The organism is Streptomyces sp. MAR4 CNX-425 (genome assembly GCF_048656465.1).
GTDB lineage: Bacteria > Actinomycetota > Actinomycetes > Streptomycetales > Streptomycetaceae > Streptomyces.
The window spans coordinates 24,237-46,158 of the sequence record NZ_JBMDLF010000015.1 but is presented as its reverse complement, the minus strand read 5'-3'; the positions used below and the strand labels follow the sequence as shown (position 1 = coordinate 46,158).

Genomic DNA, 21,922 nt, shown 5'->3' with positions numbered 1-21,922 from the left:
GCCCCTCCGCGGCTCAGCCGCCGGACAGGACCCGTACCAGCTCCTCTGCCGTGCGGCAGCGGTCCAGCAGCTCCTTGACGTGGTTGCGCGTACCCCGCAGGGGTTCCAGCGTCGGCACCCGTTGCAGAGAGTCACGACCCGGGAGGTCGAAGATCACCGAGTCCCAGGAGGCCGCGGCGACGTCGTCCGCGTACTGCTCCAGGCAGCGGCCGCGGAAGTACGCCCTGGTGTCCTCCGGGGGGTTCTTCACGGCCCGTACGACGTCGTCCTCGTCCAGCAGCCGCTTGATGCGGCCGCGGGCCGCGAGGCGGTTGTACAGGCCCTTCTCCGGACGTACGTCGGCGTACTGCAGGTCGACGAGCGCCAGGCGCGCGGCGTCCCACTCCAGGGCGTCGCGGCGGCGGTAGCCCTCCAGCAGTTCCCGCTTGGCCAGCCAGTCCAGCTCGCCGGCCAGGCTCATGGGGTCGGCCTCCAGCCGGTTGAGGGTGTCCTCCCAGCGGGTGAGCACGTCCTTGGTCTGGTCGTCGGCGTCGGCGCCGTAGCGCTCCTCGACGTATTTGCGGGCCAGCTCGCAGTACTCCATCTGGAGCTGTACGGCGGTGAGTGTGCGCCCACTGCGCAGGACGACCTGGTGGCGCAGGGAGGGGTCGTGGGAGACCTGGTGGAGGGTGCGTACCGGCTGTTCGACGGCGAGGTCGACGGCGATGAAGTTGTCCTCGATCATCGACAGCACCAGGGCGGTGGTGCCGAGTTTGAGGTAGGTGGAGATCTCGGACAGGTTCGCGTCGCCGATGATGACGTGCAGCCGGCGGTATTTCTCGGCGTCGGCGTGGGGCTCGTCGCGGGTGTTGATGATGGGGCGTTTGAGGGTGGTCTCCAGGCCGACCTCGACCTCGAAGTAGTCGGCGCGCTGGCTGAGCTGGAAGCCGTGTTCGTTGCCGTCCTGGCCGATGCCGACGCGGCCGGCGCCGGCGAAGACCTGGCGGGAGACGAAGAAGGGCGTGAGGTGGCGCACGATGTCCGAGAAGGGGGTTTCCCGCTTCATCAGGTAGTTCTCGTGGCAGCCGTAGGACGCGCCCTTGTTGTCGGTGTTGTTCTTGTAGAGGTGGATGGGCTGGGCGCCGGGCAGCTGGCCGGCGCGTTCCGCGGCCTCGGCCATGACACGTTCGCCGGCTTTGTCCCAGAGGACGGCGTCGCGGGGGTTGGTGACCTCGGGGGCGCTGTATTCGGGGTGGGCGTGGTCCACGTAGAGCCGGGCGCCGTTGGTGAGGATGACGTTGGCGAGGCCGATGTCCTCGTCGGTCAGCTGGCTGGCGTCGGCGGCCTCGCGGGCGAGGTCGAAGCCGCGGGCGTCCCGCAGCGGGTTCTCCTCCTCGAAGTCCCAGCGGGCGCGCCGCGCCCGGTGCATCGCCGCGGCGTACGCGTTGACGACCTGGGACGAGGTGAGCATGGCATTGGCGTTGGGGTGGCCCGGGACGGAGATTCCGTACTCCGTCTCGATGCCCATTACTCGCCGTACGGTCATGCGGCCCTCCTTGCCCGGTGCCGGCCCCGGCCCTGGACGGCACTCATGTGCCGCTGCGTCTGCGGCACGCGTGGTCCCCGTGGTGGCGTTGCGCTGTGCGACGCGCCGGTGGGGAAGAGCCTAGAACGCCTCAGCGGCGGTGGGGAGATCATTACAGTCTTTGCTCCGGTCCGTTTGTACCCGTGGAAATGCGTGTCCGGCTGCGGGCGGCCGTGTGGTGCCCCCCGCAGCCGGATCGATGCATTTACAGGTACTGGCCGGTATTGGCCACCGTGTCGATGGAGCGGCCCGTGTCCGCGCCCTGCTTTCCGGTGACGAGGGTGCGGATGAAGACGATCCGCTCGCCCTTCTTTCCGGAGATGCGGGCCCAGTCGTCGGGGTTGGTGGTGTTGGGCAGGTCCTCGTTCTCCTTGAACTCGTCGACGCAGGCGGCGAGCAGGTGGGAGACGCGCAGGCCCTTCTGGTTGTGGTCGAGGAACGCCTTGATGGCCATCTTCTTGGCGCGGTCCACGATGTTCTCGATCATCGCGCCGGAGTTGAAGTCCTTGAAGTAGAGGACTTCCTTGTCGCCGTTGGCGTAGGTGACCTCCAGGAACCTGTTCTCCTCGGACTCGGCGTACATCTGCTCGACGACGGACTGGATCATCGCGTCGACCGTGGCCTCGGGGGAGCCGCCGTGTTCCGACATGTCCTCGGTGTGCAGCGGCAGGGTCCGGGTGAGGTACTTCGAGAAGATGTCCTTCGCGGCCTCGGCGTCGGGGCGCTCGATCTTGATCTTCACGTCGAGCCGGCCGGGGCGGAGGATCGCGGGGTCGATCATGTCCTCGCGGTTGGAGGCGCCGATGACGATGACGTTCTCCAGGCCCTCCACGCCGTCGATCTCGGAGAGCAGCTGGGGGACGATGGTGTTCTCGACGTCGGAGCTGACGCCGGAGCCGCGGGTGCGGAAGAGGGAGTCCATCTCGTCGAAGAAGACGATGACGGGGGTGCCCTCGCTGGCCTTCTCGCGGGCCCGCTGGAAGACCAGGCGGATGTGCCGCTCGGTTTCGCCGACGTACTTGTTGAGCAGCTCGGGGCCCTTGATGTTCAGGAAGTAGCTCTTCCCGGCGGGGCGGCCGGTGTGCTCGGCGACCTTCTTGGCCAGGGAATTGGCGACGGCCTTGGCGATGAGCGTCTTGCCGCAGCCGGGGGGGCCGTAGAGCAGGACGCCCTTCGGGGGCCGCAGCTCGTGTTCCTTGAAGAGGTCGGGGTAGAGGTACGGCAGCTCGACGGCGTCCCTGATCAGCTCGATCTGGTTGCCCAGGCCGCCGATCTTGGTGTAGTCGATGTCGGGGACCTCTTCGAGGACGAGCTCCTCGACCTCGCTCTTGGGGATGACCTCGTAGACGTATCCGGAGCGGGGCTCCAGGAGCAGGGCGTCGCCGGCGCGGATGGTGGTGTGCAGCAGCGGCTCGGCGAGCCGTACCACCTTTTCCTCGTCGGTGTGGCCCATGACGAGGGCGCGCTCGCCGTCCTCCAGGATCTCCTTGAGGGTGACGATGTCGCCGGAGCGCTCGAACTCCATGGCCTCGACCACGTTGAGCGCCTCGTTGAGCATCAGCTCCTGGCCGCGGCGGAGCTCGTCCAGCTCCACGCTGGGGCTGACGTTCACCCGCAGCTTGCGGCCGCCGGTGAAGATGTCCGCGGTGCCGTCCTCGTTGGCCTCCAGGAAGACGCCGAAGCCGGCGGGCGGCTGGGCCAGCCGGTCGACCTCTTCCTTGAGGGCCACGATCTGGTCGCGGGCCTCACGGAGAGTGTTGGCGAGTCGCTCGTTCTGCGCGGACACGCCCGCGAGGTTGGTCTGCAACTCGACGATGCGTTCTTCGAGGATCCTCGTGTGACGCGGCGAGTCGGCGAGCTTTCGTCGCAGGACGGCGATCTCCTGCTCAAGGTAGGCGACCTGACCGGCAGGGTCTTCGGACCCTCGACCCGGCCGGATGCCGCGGTTGGTGTCGTCGTCGTGGGCTGCCACGGTCCTCACCTCCTCCAAGGGGAGCTGGACGCTTCCTGACCCTACCTGGCCGCGTCCCACTTGAAACCCCTAGATCACAAAGACGGTCGGGGTGCATCCGATCTTCACCCGTGCGCCCGTCCTCACGCCAGGCAAATACCCAATCAGCAACATCGGAAAGCAGCCATTTGTTTCGTCTACAACGCTCAACACCCGCCAAGGGTGCCTGGAATTGCAGCGGAACGGCGACCGGTCCCCGGCGTGTTCCGGGGACCGGCGGGAAGGCGGTGCGCGCGGGGTGCCGGCGGGGGGCTCAGACCTGGGTGCCGGGGACCGGTTCGGCGGTGAGGCCGAAGCGGCCGTCGTCCCACTTCCAGGTCACCTTGCGCTGCTTGTCCGGCTTGCTGCGGGGGACGTCGGGCGAGGAGTAGCCGAGGAGGGTGGCCGAGATCTCGTTTTCGCGGACAGCGAATTCCCCGACGCTCATCCCTTCGGCGGGGTCGACCAGGGTGGCGGTCACGTGGGGTGACACCCCGGGCTTGGTGGATGACAGGACGTACATGCCGCTGGGCGGGGTGCCGGCGGCGGACCGGCAGCGGACCACGGCGACGGTCTCGGCGCGGCCGTCGGCGTCGAAGTCGGCCGAGCCGTGCTTGTAGACCTCGGGCTCGGTGCCGGCGCAGTCGAGGGGGTAGGTGGCGGAGTCCGGGTCGGGGCCGGGGGCGGGGCGGCCGGCGTGGGCGCCCTTGCCGTCGTTGCCGGCGGCGACGCTCGGGGGCTGGATGAGGGCCGCGAGGGCGATGACGCCGGCCATGGCGGCGGCGGTGGCGACCCAGTGGACCGCGCGGGGGTGGGTGTGCGGGAGGTCGGCGCCGGGCAGAGGCTGCACGGGTGGGGCTCCTGGGAGGGCTGGGAGGGCCGTGGGAGAGGGCAGCATGGTGTCACACCCCGCCCGCCCGCGGAACGTCCCGTGCCGCTTCTGTGCGGTGTTCTGTGCCGGGTTCTGTGGCGCCCGCGTGGCCCGGCCGCCCGGGCGGGCCGCCCCGGGCGGCCGTGTCCGGGCACCCGGGCCGGGGTCCCGGCGGCCTCCTCAGCCCCTCGCGTCGGCCCGCTGGCCACCGGGGCCGGTGTAGTCCTCCCCGTACGCGCCCTTCGCGGGCCGCCGGCGGCGCAGCGGCGGCTCGACGCCGTCGGCGAGCCGGCGGGCGGTGAGCAGGAAGCCGGTGTGGCCGATCATGCGGTGGTCGGGGCGTACGGCCAGGCCCTCGACGTGCCAGTTGCGCAGCATGGTCTCCCACGCCTGCGGCTCGTTGAAGTTGCCGTGCTCGCGGATGGACTCCACGGTGCGGGCGAGCTGGGTGGTGGTGGCGACGTAGGCGCAGAGGATGCCGCCGGGCACCAGGGCCTTGGCGACGGCGTCGAGGCACTCCCAGGGCGCGAGCATGTCGAGGATGACGCGGTCGACGTCGCTGTCGGAGAGGTTGTCCTGAAGGTCGCCGACGGTCAGCTGCCAGGCGGGGTGCGGGCCGCCGAAGTAGCGCTCGACGTTCTGCCGGGCGACGTCGGCGAAGTCCGCGCGGCGCTCGTAGGAGTGGAGCATGCCGCTGTCGCCGACGGCGCGCAGCAGGAAGCTGGTCAGCGATCCCGAGCCGACGCCCGCCTCGACCACGCGCGCGCCGGGGAAGACGTCGGCGAAGGCGAGGATCTGGCCGGCGTCCTTGGGATAGACGACGGCCGCTCCGCGCGGCATGGACAGGACGTAGTCGGGGAGCAGGGGGCGCAGCGCGAGGTACGGGACGTTGCCCGTGGTGCGTACGACGGTTCCCTCGGGGGCGTCGATCAGCTCGTCGTGCGGGAAGGAGCCCTTGTGGGTGTGGAAGGACTTCCCGGCTTCGAGCGTGAACGTGTAGTGGCGGCCCTTGGGGTCGGTGAGCTGTACCTGGTCCCCGACCTGGAAGGGCCCGCGGCGGCGGGCGGCACCGGTCGGCTCGGACATGCCGCTCACCCTACCGGCCTGCGGTGGTCAGGACTGCGGCCGGGCCATCGCGGCGACGAAGGCGCGCTCGACGTCGGCGGTGGCGAGGACGCCGTAGATGTGGCCGGTCTCCTCCAGCACGAGGTACTCGCTGTGCGGGCTCTCGCGCAGGTGTTCCAGCAGCTGCTCGCCGGTCAGCTCGGCGGAGACCTTCATCTCGTCCGTGAGGTCCTGCGAGAGCGCGCTGACGGCCACCCAGGGGCGGCGGTGGGCGGGCGTCTGCGCGATGGCCGCGCCGCGTACGACGCCGGTGGGGTCGCCGCGGCCGTCGACGACGACGAGGGCGCGGGCGCCGGCGGCGTCGGCGCGGCGCAGCGCCTCGGACAGCGGGGTGTCGGCGGTGACGGGGGCGGCCCGGCGGGTGAGTGCGCGGGCGCGCAGGTCGGGCAGCCGCTCGCGGAGCCTGGCCATGCGCAGGCTGTTGCCGGCCCCGGTCCAGATGATCGCGGCGAGGATGGCGGCCAGCAGGGCGTCGGTGACGGTGTCGACGCTGCCGTTGTCGGAGGTGCGGGAGTGGGTGAACAGCGGCAGCCCGATGAGCGTGGCCACGGCCAGCGCGCGGCCCACCCAGGCGGCGACGACGGTGCCGGTCATGGGCTTGCCGCTGACCTTCCACACCAGGGCGCGCAGCATCCGGCCGCCGTCCAGCGGCAGGCCGGGCAGCAGGTTGAAGACGGCCACGATGAGGTTGGAGATCGTCAGCGCGGCGAGCAGCACGGCGGGCACCGTGTCCTCCTCGACGAGCTGGAGGGCGCCGAAGAAGCCGGCGGCGAGGACGAGCGAGAGCAGCGGGCCGGCGAACGCGAGCCAGAACTCGCGGCCGGGGGTCTCGGACTCCTTCTCGATCTCCGAGACGCCGCCGAAGAACTGGAGCTGGATGCGGCGTACGGGCAGCTTGTAGTGGATCGCGACGCGGGTGTGGGCCAGCTCGTGGACGAGGACGGAGGCGTAGAACGCGACGGCGAAGAACAGCGCGATGACGTACCGCAGGGCGCCCAGGTCGGGCAGGATCCGCTCCAGCTGGCCGCCGAAGACCCAGGTGATGAGCGCGGCGACGAGGAACCAGCTCGGGGCGACGTACACGGGCACGCCGAAGGGGCGGCCCATGAGGATGCCGCCGCGGCGGCGGGGCCGGTCGCCCCTGCGGTCCTCGCTCACGCTCCCACTCCTGCCCGCTCGCGGCGCCCCGTGTGTTGCCCGCCGGTCCGGCCTGCATGGTATGCCGCCGGATGTCGGTGGCGGGCTCTAGGGTCGTACACCATGAGTACCCGCAGCGATTCCGGGAACCACCCCGGGGACCCCGCCCCGCCGCAGGCCGGGGGCGACGCCCGGCCGGACGTTCCCCGGGCCGCGGAGCCGCCGCGGGCGCTGTCCCCGTCCCGCGCGGCCGACTTCATGACCTGCCCGTTGATGTACCGCTTCCGGGTGATCGACAGGCTGCCGGAGAAGCCGCGCGCCTCCGCGGCCCGCGGGACGCTGGTGCACGCGGTGCTGGAGCGGCTCTTCGACGATCCTGCTGCCGAGCGTACGCCCCCGCGGGCGCGGGCCCTGGTGGCGCCGGCGTGGGAGCGGATGCTGGCGGCGCGGCCGGAGCTGGCGGAGCTGTTCGCGGAGGGTGACGGCGCGGCGGCGGGTGCGGGCGCGGAGGAGGCCGGGAGCGGCGGGGGCGGCGCGGAGGGGGCGGCGGCGCGGCTGGCGGAGTGGCTGGCCGGGGCCGAGCAGCTCGTCGAGCGGTGGTTCACGCTGGAGGATCCGGCGCGCCTGGAGCCCGAGGAGCGGGAGCTGTTCGTGGAGACGGTGCTGGCCTCCGGGCTGAAGCTGCGCGGCGTCATCGACCGGGTCGACGTGGCTCCGACCGGCGACGTCCGGGTCGTGGACTACAAGACCGGCAAGGCGCCCCCGCCGGAGTACGCCGCGGACGCCCTCTTCCAGATCAAGTTCTACGCGCTGGTGCTGTGGCGGCTGCGCGGCCGCGTCCCGCGCCGGCTGCAGCTGGTCTACCTCGGCAGCGGTGACGTCCTGACGTACGACCCGGACGAGGCCGACCTGCGCGGCGTGGAGCGCAAGCTGCACGCCCTGTGGCAGGCGATCCAGCGCGCGACGGAGAGCGGCGACTGGCGGCCCAGGCCCGGCCGGCTCTGCGGCTGGTGCGACTTCCAGGACTCCTGCCCGGCCTTCGGCGGCACCCCGCCCCCGTATCCGCTGGGCACGGCCGACCTGGGCATGCCGGGGCCCCGCCCGGCCGGGGACGGGGACGGCGCGCAGGGCAGAATGGACACCGCCTGACAGTTCGGTCCGGCCGAGGTAGAGGAGTCCCTGTGGCCATCCGCGTCCTGCTCGTCGACGACCAGCCGCTGCTGCGCACCGGCTTCCGCATGATCCTGGAGGCCGAGCAGGACATCGCCGTCGTCGGCGAGGCCGGCGACGGGCTGCAGGCGCTCGACCAGGTCCGGGCGCTCCAGCCGGACGTGGTGCTGATGGACATCCGGATGCCGCGCATGGACGGGGTGGAGGCCACCCGGCAGATCACCGGCGCCGGCCGGGACGGGCCCGCGAAGGTGCTGGTGCTGACGACCTTCGACCTCGACGAGTACGTCGTGGAGGCGCTGCGCGCCGGGGCCAGCGGCTTCCTGCTGAAGGACGCGCCGGCCGGCGAGTTGGTGCAGGCGATCCGCGTGGTGGCGGCGGGGGACGCGATGCTCGCCCCGAGCATCACCAAGCGGCTGCTCGACAAGTTCGCGACCAAGCTGCCGACGGGTGAGCAGGACGTCCCGGACACCCTGGAGACGCTCACGGAGCGCGAGGTCGAGGTGCTGAAGCTGGTGGCGCGGGGGCTGTCGAACGCCGAGATCGCCGCGGACCTGTTCGTCAGCGAGACGACGGTGAAGACCCACGTGGGTCACGTGCTGACGAAGCTGAGCCTGCGCGACCGGGTGCAGGCCGCGGTGTACGCGTACGAGAGCGGCCTGGTGCGCCCCGGAGGGTCCTGAGGGACCTGGGAGCCCTGCGGCACTGCGGCGCGGAGGGCTCCGCCCGCCGGGGCGGCGGGTCAGGCGGGGGGCGCGGTCACTCCGCGCCCTTCGAAATCTCCCAGAACCTGAAGACGGTCGAGGCGTCCAGCGTCCACTCCAGGCCGAGGATGTTCTCCTGGGCGGCCGCGTACTGCTTGCCCTGCCACAGCGGTATCACCGGCAGCTCGTCGGCGACGATGTCCTGGAGCTCGCCGTACGCGTCCACCGTGGCCGTGCGCTCCGACTGGGCCGCGGCCTGCGGGATCAGCTCGCTGGTGATCCGGCCCGGCTCGTAGTTGTTGGCCAGCACGTTGTCCTTGCCGAAGAACGGCGCGGTGAAGTTGTCCGGGTCCGGGTAGTCGGGCACCCAGCCCTTGACGTAGACGCCGTAGGCGCCGTTCTTCACGCCCTTGTCGAACTCGTCCAGCGGCACGGACTTGACGTCCGCCTCGAACAGGCCGCTGGCGTTGAGCTGCTCGGCGATCAGCTCGAAGGACGGCACGGTGCCCGGCCCGAAGCGCTCGGGGGTGGCGTAGAGCGTCACCCGTACCTTGTCGTCGATGCCCGCCTGGCGCAGCACCTGCTCGGCCCTGGCCGGGTCGGGCCGGTCGCCGTAGGTGTCGTAGAAGGCGGTGTTGTGGCCGGTGATGCCGGCCGGGACGATCGAGTACAGCTCCTCCGCGGTGCCCCGGTAGACCTCGCGGACCAGCGCGTTGCGGTCGATGAGGTAGGCGAACGCCTTGCGGACCGCCGGGTCGCCGGCGACCGGGTCCTCCATGTTGAAGACCAGGTGCTGCACCTCGGCGCTGGTGCCCTCGACGAGCTTGATCTGCTGGCCGGCGCCGGTCTGGTCCTGGAGCTCGGCGATGTCCTTCATCGCCAGGCCGCGGTAGGCCAGGTCGATGTCGCCGTTCTCCAGGTCCGCCTTCAGCTGGTCGTCGCCGCCGGAGCCGCCGTACAGCTTCAGCGTCATCCCGGAGTTCTGCAGCTCCGCGGTGCCCTTGTAGCCGGAGTAGACGGAGAAGACCGCCTCCTTGCCCTCCTGGTAGGAGTCGAGCCGGTACGGACCGGAGCCGACGGCCTCGCCGCCCTCGCGGAGCTTGTCCTTCGGGTAGGACTCGCTGTCGACGATCGAGCCGGCGCCGGAGGCGATCTTCATGGGGAAGGTCGCGTCGGGGTAGTCCAGGCGGAACGTGACGGTCAGCTCGTCGGGCGTCTCGATCTCGCCGATCGAGTCGAGCATGACGGCGGGGCCGTCGGGGTGGTTGATGCCGATGGTGCGTTCGAAGGAGAACTTCACGTCCTCGGAGGTGAGTTCCGAGCCGTTGGAGAACTTCAGCCCGTCCTGCAACGTGCAGGTGTAGACGCGGCTGTCGTTGTCCTCGAAGGCGCACTCCTTCGCGGCCTCCGGCTCGGGCTCGGTGGCGCCCTTGGGGAAGCTCAGCAGCGACTGGAAGACGTTGTTGAACACCAGCCAGGAGCCGGGGTCGTAGCCCGCGGCGGGGTCGATGGAGCTCACCTCGTCGGTCATCCCCATGACGACCGCGTCACCGGAGCCGGCCCCCGATCCGGAGTCCGAGCCGCAGCCGGCGGCGAGCAGTACGGTGGCCATGGCGGCGCCGAGGGGTGGGGCGAACCGCTGGACAGCCTTCTTCACGTGTGTGGGTTCCTTCACTCGGGTCGGTTACTGCCGGCGCGGCACCGCCGGTGGCACCTACTCGCTCAGCCCGCGCCCCAGCTCCCACAGCTGCAGCGTCGATGACGAGTTGAGCGCCCACTCCGCCCCCGTGACGGTGTCGCGCGCCGCGATGTACTGCTTGCCCTGCCAGAGCGGGAGGTACGGGACGTCGCTTGCGAGGACGTCCTGGATCCGCTCGAAGCTGTCCGTCGTACGTTCCCGCTGCGCCTCCTGGCGCGTCCGCGGGATCAGATCCTCGATGACGGAGCTTCCGTAGTTGTTGTGGGTGAAGTTCTCCGCTCCGACGAACGACGCGGTGAACGTGTCGGGGTCGGGGAAGTCGGGGTACCAGTGCAGGCCGTAGACGGCGTACCGGTTGTCCGCGTAGCCCTTCTTGAACGTCTCCCAGGTCTCGCCCTTGATGTCGGCGTCGAAGAGGCCGGACTGGTTGAGCTGGTCGCGCAGCTCTTCGAACTCGGCCTTCGTCGTCTCGCCGTAGTGGTCGGTGGTGTAGTTCAGGGTGAGCCGCACGGGCGTCTCGACGTCCGCCTCCCGCAGTAGTGCGCGGGCGCTGTCGACGTCCGGACGGTCGCCGTAGGCGTCGTGGAAAGCGGTGTTGTGGCCGATGATGCCGCGCGGGATCATCGCGAACAGGGGTTCGACGGTGCGCTTGTAGACGTCGCGGGCGAGCTTCGTCCTGTCGATCAGCTCGGCCATCGCCCGGCGGACGGCCACGTCCTCGACGGTCGGGTTCTGCACGTCGAAGACGAGGTAGGCGATCTCCGCGCCGGGTGTCTCGAAGAGGTTGACGTCGCTGTCGCCCTCGTCGAGGCGGTTGATCTGCTCCGGCTTCAGGCTGCGGCCCATCACGTCGATGTCGCCGGCGGAGATGCTGTCCTCCATGCTCTTGGCGTCGTCGAAGTAGCGCACCTCGACGCCGTCGTTCTGCGGGTCGACCTCGCCCTTGTAGTCCTCGTTGCCGGTGTAGACGGCCTTGGTGGCGACGTCGTTCTCGTGCTCCACCTCCAGGCTGTACGGGCCGGAGCCGGCGATCTCGAAGCCGTCGTACAGCTCGTCCTTCGCGTAGACCTCGCTGTCGACGATGGCCGCGGCGGGGGTGGCGAGCTTCAGGGGGAACGTCGCGTCCGGCGTCTTGAGGTGGAAGACCACGGTCCGCTCGTCCGGGGTCTCCACCGTGTCGACGTTGGTGAGGAGGCTGTACGGGCCGTTGTCGTACTTGATCTTCAGCATGCGTTCGATCGAGAACTTGACGTCCTCGGCCGTCAGGTCGTGGCCGTTGGTGAACGTCAGGCCGTCGCGGAGGGTGCAGCGGTACTGCTCGCTGCGCCGGTCGGCGAAGACGCACCGCTCGGCGGCGTCGGGCTCGGGCTCCGAGCCCGTGCGGGGCATCCGCATGAGCGTCTGGAAGGTGTTGTGCAGGACGTTCCAGGAGTTGATGTCGTACGCGGTGGCCGGGTCGAGCGGGGCGGGGTTCTCCTCGGTCAGCTCCAGCCGGTCGGTCGTGCCCACCGTGATCGCGTCGCCGTCTCCGCCGGAGTCCCCCACCATGCCGCAGGAGGCGAGAACCGGGGCGAGCATGCCCAGCAGTGCGGGCAGCACCAACGACTTACGAATCATGGTCGGCTTTCTCCCTCTGACGTCCCCGGAGAGATTAGCCGGAGCACCCGGCCGCGCTCGGCAGCAGGGAAGTTGAGAAGGAATCACGCGACGATTACGCCCGGCCTCCTTCCGATAACCGGACGCGGGAACAATGGCCGCGAACCCTGATCAAACCGGGCACAGGCGACCGGGGCAGGGGGTGCTCGGGCCTCTTTCAGCACAGTTCAGGACGGTTGTCGAGAGCTGGTGACGTGAGAAAGCTCACCCTGTCGAATCTGCGCCTTGAAGCCGCAATGGGGTAACGGCTTTCGTCACGCAAAATACATGGGCCGCTGCACGGAGTTTCCCGCGCGCTTTCTCACTGGAGGCGCTCGACTACGGAGCGGAGAAAGGGGAGATCGACTTCCGTCAGGGAACGCACCAGATGCCGTCCCGGCGCGGGTTCGATCGGCGCCACCGACGGTACCGCCACGACCGCGCAGCCGGCCGCCTCCGCCGCCGTCACGCCGGTGAGGGTGTCCTCCACCACCGCGCAGCGCCGCGGGTCGGCGCCGAGGGCGGCGGCGGCGTACAGGTACGGGTCGGGGTGCGGCTTCGTCCGCGGGATCTCGTCGCCGGCCACGGAGAGGCGGAAGGACTCGGGTCCCAGGGAGCGCAGCACCCGGTCGATGATGCGCCGGTGGGAGGCGGAGACGAGCGCCGTGGGCACGTCGTGCGCGGCGAGTTCGGTGAGCAGCCGGCGGGCGCCGGGCATGAGGGGCACGTCGCCGTCGATCAGCTCCTCGAACCGGGTGTTGAGCCGGGTGGTCAGCTCGGGCAGCGCGATGTCGGCGCCGGTCGAGGCGATGAGGTACGCGGCGCTGCGCGACATCGGGCCGCCGACGACCACCTGGCGCTGCTCCTCGGTCAGCTCGTGCCCGAACTCGGCGAAGACCGAGACCTCGGCGGCCCACCAGAAGCCCTCGGTGTCCACCAGGGTGCCGTCCATGTCGAGCAGCACGGCCTGCGGCGTCGTCCCGCGGGCCGGGCGCGTACGGCGGACCGGGGCGGTGCCCTGGGCCGTTCGGGTGCCTTCAGCGGGGATGCTGCCGGTCATCCGCTCACCTCCCTCGAAGGGGCGCAAAGGCCGGCCGCCAGAGGCGACCGGCCTGTTCCGGACAGACCAGTGTAAGCGGACTGTCCGAAAACCGCCCGGCGGGCGTTGAAGTACTTCGCCTCCGGGTGGTGGATGACGATCGCGTCCGTGGACTGCTCGGGGTGCAGCTGGAACTCCTCGGAGAGCTTCACGCCGATCCGCTCCGGCCCCAGCAGGTCGGCGATCTTCGCCCGGTCCTCCAGGTCCGGGCAGGCGCCGTAGCCGAGCGAGAACCGGGCCCCGCGGTACTTCAGCGAGAACATGTCCTCGATCTCCGCCGGGTCCTCGCCGGCGTAGCCCAGCTCGGCGCGTACGCGCGCGTGCCAGTACTCCGCCAGCGCCTCGGCGAGCTGCACGGAGAGCCCGTGCAGCTCCAGGTACTCGCGGTACGAGTCGGCGGCGAACAGCTCGGCCGTGGCCTCGCCGATCTTCGAGCCGACGGTGACGATCTGGAACCCGACGACGTCCGTGTCGCCGGAGTCCTCCGGCCGGAAGAAGTCCGCGAGGCACAGCCGCCGCCCGCGCCGCTGCCGCGGGAAGGTGAAGCGGGTGCGCTCGCTGCCGTCCTCGCCCAGGACGATCAGGTCGTCGCCCTTGGAGACGCAGGGGAAGTAGCCGTAGACGACGGCCGCCTCCAGGAGGTTGCCGGTCTGCAGCCGGTCCAGCAGGCCGCGCAGCCGCGGCCGGCCCTCGGTGGCGACCAGGTCCTCGTACGACGGGCCGTCGCCGCCGCGCGGCGCCTTCAGCCCCCACTGGCCCTTGAACAGGGCGCCCTCGTCCAGCCAGGCGGCGTAGTCGGCCTGCTGGATGCCCTTGACGACCCGGGTGCCCCAGAACGGGGGTTCGGGCACGGGGTTGTCGGTGGCCACGTCGGAGCGGGCGGGCGCGGCCCCGTCGTCCGCGGCGCCCGCGGCGGGCGCCGGGGTGGCGGCCCGTACCCGGCGGGGGCGCAGCTCGGGCAGCTCGGCGCCGGGGACGCCGCGCTTGACGCCGATGAGGGCGTCCATGAGGCGCAGCCCCTCGAAGGCGTCGCGGGCGTAGCGGACCTCGCCCTCGTAGACCTCGTGCAGGTCCTGCTCGACGTAGGCGCGGGTGAGGGCGGCGCCGCCGAGGATCACCGGGTAGCGGGAGGCCAGCCGGCGCTGGTTCAGCTCCTCCAGGTTCTCCTTCATGATCACCGTGGACTTCACCAGCAGCCCGGACATCCCGATCACGTCCGCGGAGTGTTCCTCGGCCGCCTCCAGAATGGCCGAAACCGGCTGCTTGATACCGAGGTTGACCACGTTGTAGCCGTTGTTGGACAGGATGATGTCGACGAGGTTCTTGCCGATGTCGTGCACGTCGCCGCGCACCGTGGCCAGCACGATCGTGCCCTTGCCGGAGCCGCCCTCGCCGTCCTCGACCTTCTCCATGTGCGGCTCCAGATAGGCCACCGCGGTCTTCATCACCTCGGCGGACTGGAGCACGAACGGGAGCTGCATCTGCCCGGAGCCGAACAGCTCGCCGACCACCTTCATGCCGTCGAGCAGCGTCTCGTTGACGATGTCCAGGGCCGGCCGCTCGGCGAGCGCGGCGTCGAGGTCGGCCTCCAGGCCGTTCTTCTCGCCGTCGATGATCCGCCGCTTCAGCCGCTCCGCCAGCGGCAGCGCGGCCAGCTCCTCGGCCTTGCCGGCCTTCATCGACTTGGTGTCGACGCCCTCGAACAGCTCCAGCAGGCGCTGGAGCGGGTCGTACGCGGGCTGGTCGCCCTGCGCGGGGCGGCGCCGGTCGTGGATGAGGTCCAGGCAGACCTGGACCTGCTCGTCCTCCAGCCGGGCGATCGGCAGGATCTTGCTGGCGTGCACGATCGCGGAGTCGAGCCCGGCCTTGACGCACTCGTCGAGGAAGACGGAGTTGAGCACGACCCGGGCGGCCGGGTTGAGGCCGAAGGAGATGTTCGACAGGCCGAGCGTCGTCTGCACGTCGGGGTGGCGGCGCTTGAGTTCGCGGATGGCCTCGATGGTGGCGAGGCCGTCGCCGCGGGACTCCTCCTGGCCGGTGCAGATGGTGAACGTGAGGCAGTCGATGAGGATGTCGGACTCGTGGATGCCCCAGTTGCCGGTGAGGTCGTCGATCAGCCGCTCGGCGATGGCGACCTTGTGCTCGGCGGTACGGGCCTGGCCCTCCTCGTCGATGGTCAGCGCCATCAGCGCCGCGCCGTGCTCCCGGGCGAGGGTCGCGACGCGGGCGAAGCGCGACTCCGGGCCGTCGCCGTCCTCGTAGTTGACGGAGTTGATGACGGCCCGGCCGCCGAGCTTCTCCAGCCCGGCGCGGAGCACGTCGACCTCGGTGGAGTCCAGCACGATCGGCAGCGTGGAGGCGGTCGCGAAGCGGCCGGCCAGCTCGGCCATGTCGGCGGCGCCGTCGCGGCCGACGTAGTCGACGCACAGGTCGAGCATGTGGGCGCCCTCGCGGATCTGGTCGCGGGCCATCTCCACGCAGTCGTCCCAGCGGCCTTCGAGCATGGCCGTGCGGAACTTCTTCGAGCCGTTGGCGTTGGTGCGCTCGCCGATCGCCAGGTACGAGGTGTCCTGGCGGAACGGCACCGTCTGGTACAGCGAGGCGGCGCCCGGCTCGGGCCGCGGGGTGCGCTCGGCCGGCTCCAGCTCCCGTACCCGCTCGGCCAGCTGCCGCAGGTGCTCGGGCGTGGTGCCGCAGCAGCCGCCGACCAGGGACAGGCCGTACTCGCGTACGAACGTCTCCTGGGCGTCCGCGAGCTCGCCGGCGGTGAGCGGGTAGTGGGCGCCGTCCTTGCCGAGGACCGGGAGGCCGGCGTTGGGCATGCAGGACAGCGGCACCCGGGAGTGCCGGGCGAGGTAGCGCAGGTGCTCGCTCATCTCGGCGGGGCCGGTGGCGCAGTTCAGCCCGATCATGTCGATGCCGAGCGGCTCCAGCGCGGTGAGGGCGGCGCCGATCTCGCTGCCGAGGAGCATGGCGCCGGTGGTCTCGACGGTCACCGAACAGATGAGCGGCAGGTTCGCGCCGGTGGCGGCGAGCGCGCGGTGGGCACCGAGGACGGCGGACTTGGTCTGCAGCAGGTCCTGGGTGGTCTCGACGAGGAGCGCGTCGGCGCCGCCGGCGATCATGCCCTCGGCGTTCTGCTGGTACGCGTCACGCAGCGTGCCGTACCCGATGTGGCCCAGCGTCGGCAGCTTGGTGCCGGGGCCCATGGAGCCGAGGACCCAGCGCTGCCGGCCGTCGCCGGCGGCGTACGCGTCGGCGGACTCGCGGGCGATGCGCACGCCGGCCTCGGAGAGCTCGAAGATCCGGTCCGCGATGTCGTACTCGCCGAGGGCGGCGTGGTTGGCGCCGAAGGTGTTGGTCTCCACGCAGTCCACACCGGCCGCGAAGTACTCGTCGTGCACCGAGCGCACGATGTCGGGTCGGGTGACGTTGAGGATCTCGTTGCAGCCCTCAAGTTGCTGGAAGTCCGCCAGCGTGGGTTCCTGGGCCTGGAGCATGGTGCCCATCGCGCCGTCGGCGACCACGACGCGGGTGGCGAGGGCCTCCCGGAGCGCGTCGGCGCGGGTCTGCTGGCTGGCTGCGGGCTGGGACGGCTGCGAGGCCATGGGGATACTCCCTCGTGTGCGACGGCTGTCGGCTATGCGCGGCCCGCGGGGACCGGTGCACGGGCCCAGGGTATCGGCCGGAGCCGGTACGGCGCGGGCTGTCCCACGACCCGGACGGCGGGTTTGCGGGGTTGTCCGGTGGGCCCGGGCAGGTTCGGCGCTTCCGGGGTCTTCCCCGACCTCCCCCCTGCGGCGTGACAATGACCGATAGTGTTCAGCATTGTCGAACCTGATCGTCGAACCTAGGGGTCTCGTGGAGGAGGACCTTCCGTGGCACGGAACATCCAGTCGCTTGAGCGAGCGGCTGCGGTGCTGCGCCTGCTGGCCGGGGGCGAACGGCGGCTGGGCCTGTCGGACGTCGCCTCGACGCTGGGCCTGGCCAAGGGCACGGCGCACGGCATCCTGCGCACGCTGCAGCAGGAGGGCTTCGTCGAGCAGGACCCGGTCTCCGGGCGCTACCAGCTGGGCGCGGAGCTGCTGCGCCTGGGCAACAGCTACCTGGACGTGCACGAGCTGCGCGCCCGCGCGCTGCCCTGGACCGACGACCTGGCCCGGGCCAGCGGCGAGAGCGTGCACCTCGGCGTGCTGCACCACCAGGGGGTGCTGATCGTCCACCACGTCTTCCGGCCCGACGACAGCCGGCAGGTGCTGGAGATCGGCGCCATGCAGCCACTGCACAGCACGGCGCTGGGCAAGGTGCTGTGCGCGGTGGACCCGGTGGCGCACGCGGAGGTCGCGGAGGGTGACCGCAAGGCGCTCACGCCCGCGACCGTCACCGAGACGGCGGAGCTGGAACAGATCCTGGAGCTGACCCGGGCCCGCGGCTGGGGCTCGGACGTCGAGGAGACCTGGGACGGCATCGCCTCCGTCGCCGCCCCCGTGCGCGACCGCCGCGGCATGCCCGTGGGCGCGGTGGGCGTCACCGGAGCGGTGGAACGCGTCTGCCCCGGTGGCGAGCTGCGGCCCGAGCTGGTGGCCGCGGTGCGCGACTGCGCCCGGGCGGTGGCCCGGGACCTGGGCGCCGGGCGCTTCTGAGCGCGGCGGGCGCCCAGCCTCGCCGATTCCTTCGTTTTCCCGTCACCGGGCCTTGACGCGCCTGTGACGTGGCGGAACACTGCCGTGCACCGGTCGGCATTGTCGAACACCAAACGACATATTTGACGTATGGTGTGTCTGGCGGACCGGATCCTCGTACGGACCACCCAGGACAAAGGAGTCGCGGGATGAACCCGTCCAACTGGGATATCTTCACCGGCGAGGTCGTGGGAACGGCCTTGCTGATCCTCCTCGGCGGCGGCGTGGTCGCTGCCATCACCTTCAAGAAGTCCAAGGCTTTCGAGGCGGGCTGGGTCGCCATCTCCCTCGGCTGGGGTTTCGCGGTCATGACCGGGGCGTACGCGGTCGCCGGCGTCTCCGGCGCCCACCTCAACCCGGCGGTGACCCTCGGTCTGGCGATCAAGGGCGACACCGACTGGGGCGACGTGCCGCTCTACATCGCCTCCGAGATGCTCGGCGCCATCATCGGCGCCACGTTCGTGTGGCTCGCGTACTACGGCCAGTTCCAGCACCACCTCACCGACGAGGACGTGGTCGGTCATCTGCGGCGTGGGGACAAGGCAATCGAGGCCACGGAGAAGGGCGCGGGACCGGTGCTCGGCATCTTCTCCACCGGCCCGGAGATCCGTAACCCCGTGCAGAACCTGATGACCGAGATCATCGCCACCTTCGTCCTGGTCATCGCCATCCTGACGCAGGGTCTCAACGACGAGGGCAACGGCCTCGGCCCCCTCGGTGTGCTGATCGTCGCCCTGGTCGTGGCCAGCATCGGCCTCTCCCTCGGCGGCCCCACCGGGTACGCCATCAACCCCGCGCGCGACCTCGGACCGCGCATCGTCCACGCCCTGCTGCCGCTGCCCAACAAGGGTGGTTCCGACTGGAGCTATGCGTGGGTACCCGTCGTCGGCCCGCTCATCGGCGGCGCCCTCGCCGGCGGTCTCTACGAGGTCGCCTTCGCCTGAGCCGGCCCGTCCCGCCGGCGCGCAGGGCGGCGGGGCGGCACCGCGCACCACCCCGACACAAGCGGAAACAACGACGTATCGGAGCGACATGACCGACGCACACACCGCAGGTCCGTTCATTGCGGCTATCGATCAGGGGACGACTTCGAGCCGGTGCATCGTGTTCGACACCGATGGCCGGATCGTGTCGGTGGACCAGAAGGAACACGAGCAAATCTTCCCCAAGCCCGGCTGGGTCGAGCACAACGCCGCCGAGATCTGGCGCAACGTCCAGCAGGTCGTCGACGGCGCCGTCGCCAAAGCCGGCATCACCTCGGCGGACGTCAAAGCCATCGGCATCACCAACCAGCGCGAGACCACCCTGCTGTGGGACAAGCACACCGGCGAACCCGTCGCCAACGCCATCGTCTGGCAGGACACCCGCACCGCCGAACTCTGCCGCCAACTCGGCGGCACCGAAGGCCAGGACCGCTTCCGCGCCGCCACCGGCCTGCCCCTGGCCTCCTACTTCGCCGGCCCCAAAATCCGCTGGCTCCTCGACCACACCCCCGGCCTGCGCGCCCGCGCCGAAGCCGGCGACATCCTCTTCGGCACCATGGACTCCTGGGTCATCTGGAACCTCACCGGCGGCCCCGGACGCGGCGTCCACGTCACCGACGTCACCAACGCCTCCCGCACCATGCTCATGAACCTTCAAACCCTCGACTGGGACACCGGAATCCTCGACGCCATGGGCGTCCCCGCCGCCGTCCTGCCCGAGATCCGCTCCTCCGCCGAGGTCTACGGCCGCGCCGCCTCCGGCACCCTGACCGGCATCCCGGTGGCCTCGGCGCTGGGCGACCAGCAGGCCGCGCTGTTCGGCCAGACCTGCTACGCCACCGGCGAGGCCAAGTCCACCTACGGCACCGGCACCTTCCTGCTGATGAACACCGCCGACGAGCCGGTCCACTCCGAGAACGGGCTGCTGACCACCGTCGGCTACCGCATCGGCGACCAGCCCGCCGTCTACGCCCTGGAAGGCTCCATCGCCATCACCGGCGCCCTGGTGCAGTGGATGCGCGACCAGATGGGCATCATCTCCACCGCCGCCGAGATCGAGACCCTCGCCCTGAGCGTCGAGGACAACGGCGGCGCCTACTTCGTGCCCGCCTTCTCCGGCCTGTTCGCCCCCTACTGGCGCGACGACGCCCGCGGCGTCATCGCCGGCCTGACCCGCTACGTCACCAAGGCCCACCTGGCACGCGCGGTGCTGGAGGCCACCGCCTGGCAGACCCGCGAGATCGTCGACGCCATGACCAAGGACTCCGGCGTCGAGCTGACCTCGCTGAAGGTCGACGGCGGCATGACCGCCAACAACCTGCTGATGCAGACCCTCGCCGACGTCCTGGACGCCCCCGTGGTCCGGCCCCTGGTCGCCGAGACCACCTGCCTGGGCGCCGCCTACGCCGCCGGCCTGGCCGTCGGCTTCTGGCCCGACACCGACGCCCTGCGCGCCAACTGGCGCCGCGCCGCCGAATGGACCCCCCGCATGGACGAAGCCACCCGCGAACGCGAATACAACGACTGGCTCAAAGCCGTCCAGCGCACCATGGGCTGGATCGAGGACAAGGAGTAGCGACGATGACCCTCCCGCAGACCGTCCCGGCGGCGATACCCGCGCTCGGGACGCACCCGACTGCCGGCCGCACCCCGGGCCGCGCGGAGACGCGGGATCTGCTCGACCGGGCGACGTACGACCTCCTGGTCATCGGCGGCGGGATCCTGGGCACCTCGGTGGCCTGGCACGCCGCGCAGTCGGGACTGCGGGTGGCGATGGTGGACGCCGGCGACTTCGCCGGCGCCACCTCGTCCGCGTCCTCCAAGCTCGTCCACGGCGGCATCCGCTACCTGCAGAACGGCGCGGTGAAGCTGGTCGCCGAGAACCACCACGAGCGCCGGGTGCTCGCCCGCGACGTGGCGCCGCACCTGGTCAACCCGCTCCCCTTCTACCTGCCGCTGTACAAGGGCGGCCCGCACGGCGCCGCCAAGCTCGGTGCCGGCGTCTTCGCGTACTCGGCGCTGTCCGCCTTCCGCGACGGCGTCGGGCACCTCATCACGCCCGGCCGCGCGGCCCGGGACATCCCCGCGCTGCGCACGGAGGGGCTGAAGGCGGTCGCGGTCTTCGGCGACCACCAGATGAACGACTCGCGGATGGCGGTGATGACGGTACGGGCCGCGGTCGGCGCCGGCGCCGTCGTCCTCAACCACGCCGAGGTCACCGGGCTGCGGTTCACCCACGGCCAGGTGACGGGCGCGGAGCTGCGGGACCGGCTGAGCGGCGCCGAGTTCGGCGTGGACGCCCGGCTGGTGCTCAACGCCACCGGGCCGTGGGTGGACCACCTGCGGCGCATGGAGGAGCGGGGCGCCGCGCCCTCCATCCGGCTGTCCAAGGGCGCGCACGTCGTGCTCAAGCGGCGCTCGCCGTGGCACGCCGCGATGTCGACGTGGGTGGACAAGTACCGCGTCACCTTCGCGCTGCCGTGGGAGGACCAGCTGCTGCTGGGCACCACGGACGAGGCGTACGAGGGCGAGCCGGCCGACGTGCGCCCGACCGATGCCGACATCGCGCAGATCCTCGACGAGGCGTCGCTGTCGGTGCAGGACGAGGACCTGTCGCGGGACCTCGTGACGTACGCCTTCGCCGGGCTGCGGGTGCTGCCGGGCGGCCCCGGCGGCACGGAGCAGGCCAGGCGGGAGACGGTCGTCACCGAGGGCGCCGGCGGGATGCTGTCGGTGGCGGGCGGCAAGTGGACGACGTACCGGCACATCGGCCGGATGGTCATGGGCAAGCTCGCCAAGGAGCACGGCGGCGCGATCGCCGAGGACATGCAGCCGGTGAAGTCCCTGGTGCGGCACACTCCGCTGCCCGGGGTGGCGAACCCCGAGGCGGTCGCCCGCCGGCTCCTGGTCGACCGCGGCCCGGGCCACCGCATGGCCCCCGACACCGCCCGCCAGCTGGCCACGCACTACGGCTCGCTGTCCTTCGACATCGCCCGCCTGGTCAACGAGAACCCGGACCTGGGCGAGCGCATTCACCCGGACGGGCCCGAGATCTGGGCGCAGGTGGTGTACGCCCGCGACCACGAGTGGGCGGAGACGGAGGACGATGTGCTGCGCCGCCGCACGACGGTGACGATCCGCGGTCTGGACACCGACGCGGTACGGGCCCGGGTGCGGGAGTTGCTCGGGCGCGAGCCGGGCTGAGCGCCCGCGCGGCGGGGCCGCGGTCCGGAGGGGAGAGGCCCGTGGGGGTGCCTCTCCCC

At 71.1% G+C, this 21,922-nt stretch carries 14 protein-coding genes and 1 pseudogene; 6 read left to right on the top strand and 9 right to left on the bottom strand.

Annotated elements, in window-relative coordinates:
- Nucleotides 1-13: 13 nt before the first annotated feature.
- The 5 genes from dop to ACHZ99_RS30995 all read right to left on the bottom strand — a co-directional run bounded on the left by dop (nt 14) and on the right by ACHZ99_RS30995 (nt 6,708).
- On the bottom strand, nt 14-1,525 hold the full coding sequence (dop, locus tag ACHZ99_RS31015; RefSeq protein WP_420308156.1) for a depupylase/deamidase Dop: 1,512 nt from the start codon (nt 1,523-1,525) through the stop codon (nt 14-16).
- Nucleotides 1,526-1,769: 244 nt separating this feature from the next.
- On the bottom strand, nt 1,770-3,536 hold the full coding sequence (arc, locus tag ACHZ99_RS31010; RefSeq protein ID WP_420308155.1) for a proteasome ATPase: 1,767 nt from the start codon (nt 3,534-3,536) through the stop codon (nt 1,770-1,772).
- Between the two features lie 292 nt (nt 3,537-3,828).
- Nucleotides 3,829-4,404 carry a hypothetical protein gene (locus tag ACHZ99_RS31005; protein WP_420308154.1) on the bottom strand — a complete coding sequence of 192 codons (576 nt, stop codon included), beginning with the start codon at nt 4,402-4,404 and terminating at the stop codon, nt 3,829-3,831.
- A gap of 201 nt (nt 4,405-4,605) precedes the next feature.
- Nucleotides 4,606-5,511: a tRNA (adenine-N1)-methyltransferase gene (locus ACHZ99_RS31000; RefSeq protein WP_420308153.1), complete on the bottom strand. Its 906-nt coding sequence runs from the start codon at nt 5,509-5,511 to the stop codon at nt 4,606-4,608.
- A 27-nt stretch (nt 5,512-5,538) separates the two neighbouring features.
- Nucleotides 5,539-6,708: a site-2 protease family protein gene (locus ACHZ99_RS30995; RefSeq protein WP_420308152.1), complete on the bottom strand. Its 1,170-nt coding sequence runs from the start codon at nt 6,706-6,708 to the stop codon at nt 5,539-5,541.
- Nucleotides 6,709-6,810: 102 nt separating this feature from the next.
- Here ACHZ99_RS30995 and ACHZ99_RS30990 point away from each other — a divergent pair, with 102 nt between their 5' ends.
- Together ACHZ99_RS30990 and ACHZ99_RS30985 are read left to right on the top strand one after the other, a co-directional pair.
- Entirely contained in the window at nt 6,811-7,836 is a 1,026-nt protein-coding gene (locus tag ACHZ99_RS30990; protein WP_420308151.1) for a RecB family exonuclease, read from the top strand.
- A 32-nt stretch (nt 7,837-7,868) separates the two neighbouring features.
- Nucleotides 7,869-8,540, top strand: a complete 672-nt coding sequence (locus tag ACHZ99_RS30985) for a response regulator (protein WP_420308150.1) — start codon at nt 7,869-7,871, stop codon at nt 8,538-8,540.
- Nucleotides 8,541-8,616: 76 nt separating this feature from the next.
- Here the strand turns inward: ACHZ99_RS30985 and ACHZ99_RS30980 are convergent, their stop codons facing one another.
- The 4 genes and pseudogenes from ACHZ99_RS30980 to metH all read right to left on the bottom strand — a co-directional run.
- The gene (locus ACHZ99_RS30980; protein WP_420308149.1) at nt 8,617-10,218 is read right to left on the bottom strand and encodes an ABC transporter substrate-binding protein; all 1,602 of its coding nucleotides are present in this window, start codon (nt 10,216-10,218) and stop codon (nt 8,617-8,619) included.
- A gap of 57 nt (nt 10,219-10,275) precedes the next feature.
- Nucleotides 10,276-11,877, bottom strand: coding sequence for an ABC transporter substrate-binding protein (locus tag ACHZ99_RS30975; protein ID WP_420308148.1), 1,602 nt, complete (start codon nt 11,875-11,877; stop codon nt 10,276-10,278).
- 340 nt (nt 11,878-12,217) lie between these two features.
- A complete protein-coding gene (locus ACHZ99_RS30970; protein ID WP_420308147.1) occupies nt 12,218-12,955 on the bottom strand; it encodes an HAD family hydrolase in 738 nt (245 codons plus the stop codon).
- A gap of 98 nt (nt 12,956-13,053) precedes the next feature.
- Nucleotides 13,054-16,602: pseudogene (gene metH / locus ACHZ99_RS30965) on the bottom strand (methionine synthase); the annotation flags it as partial.
- A 270-nt stretch (nt 16,603-16,872) separates the two neighbouring features.
- Between metH and ACHZ99_RS30960 the strand changes: the two are divergent.
- From ACHZ99_RS30960 to ACHZ99_RS30945, 4 genes are all read left to right on the top strand, one after another.
- Nucleotides 16,873-17,637, top strand: coding sequence for an IclR family transcriptional regulator (locus ACHZ99_RS30960; protein ID WP_420308146.1), 765 nt, complete (start codon nt 16,873-16,875; stop codon nt 17,635-17,637).
- Nucleotides 17,638-17,825: 188 nt separating this feature from the next.
- Nucleotides 17,826-18,620, top strand: a complete 795-nt coding sequence (locus tag ACHZ99_RS30955) for an MIP/aquaporin family protein (protein WP_420308145.1) — start codon at nt 17,826-17,828, stop codon at nt 18,618-18,620.
- 88 nt (nt 18,621-18,708) lie between these two features.
- The gene (gene glpK, locus ACHZ99_RS30950; protein ID WP_420308144.1) at nt 18,709-20,235 is read left to right on the top strand and encodes a glycerol kinase GlpK; all 1,527 of its coding nucleotides are present in this window, start codon (nt 18,709-18,711) and stop codon (nt 20,233-20,235) included.
- 5 nt (nt 20,236-20,240) lie between these two features.
- Nucleotides 20,241-21,863: an FAD-dependent oxidoreductase gene (locus tag ACHZ99_RS30945; protein ID WP_420308143.1), complete on the top strand. Its 1,623-nt coding sequence runs from the start codon at nt 20,241-20,243 to the stop codon at nt 21,861-21,863.
- The last annotated feature ends 59 nt before the right edge of the window (nt 21,864-21,922 follow it).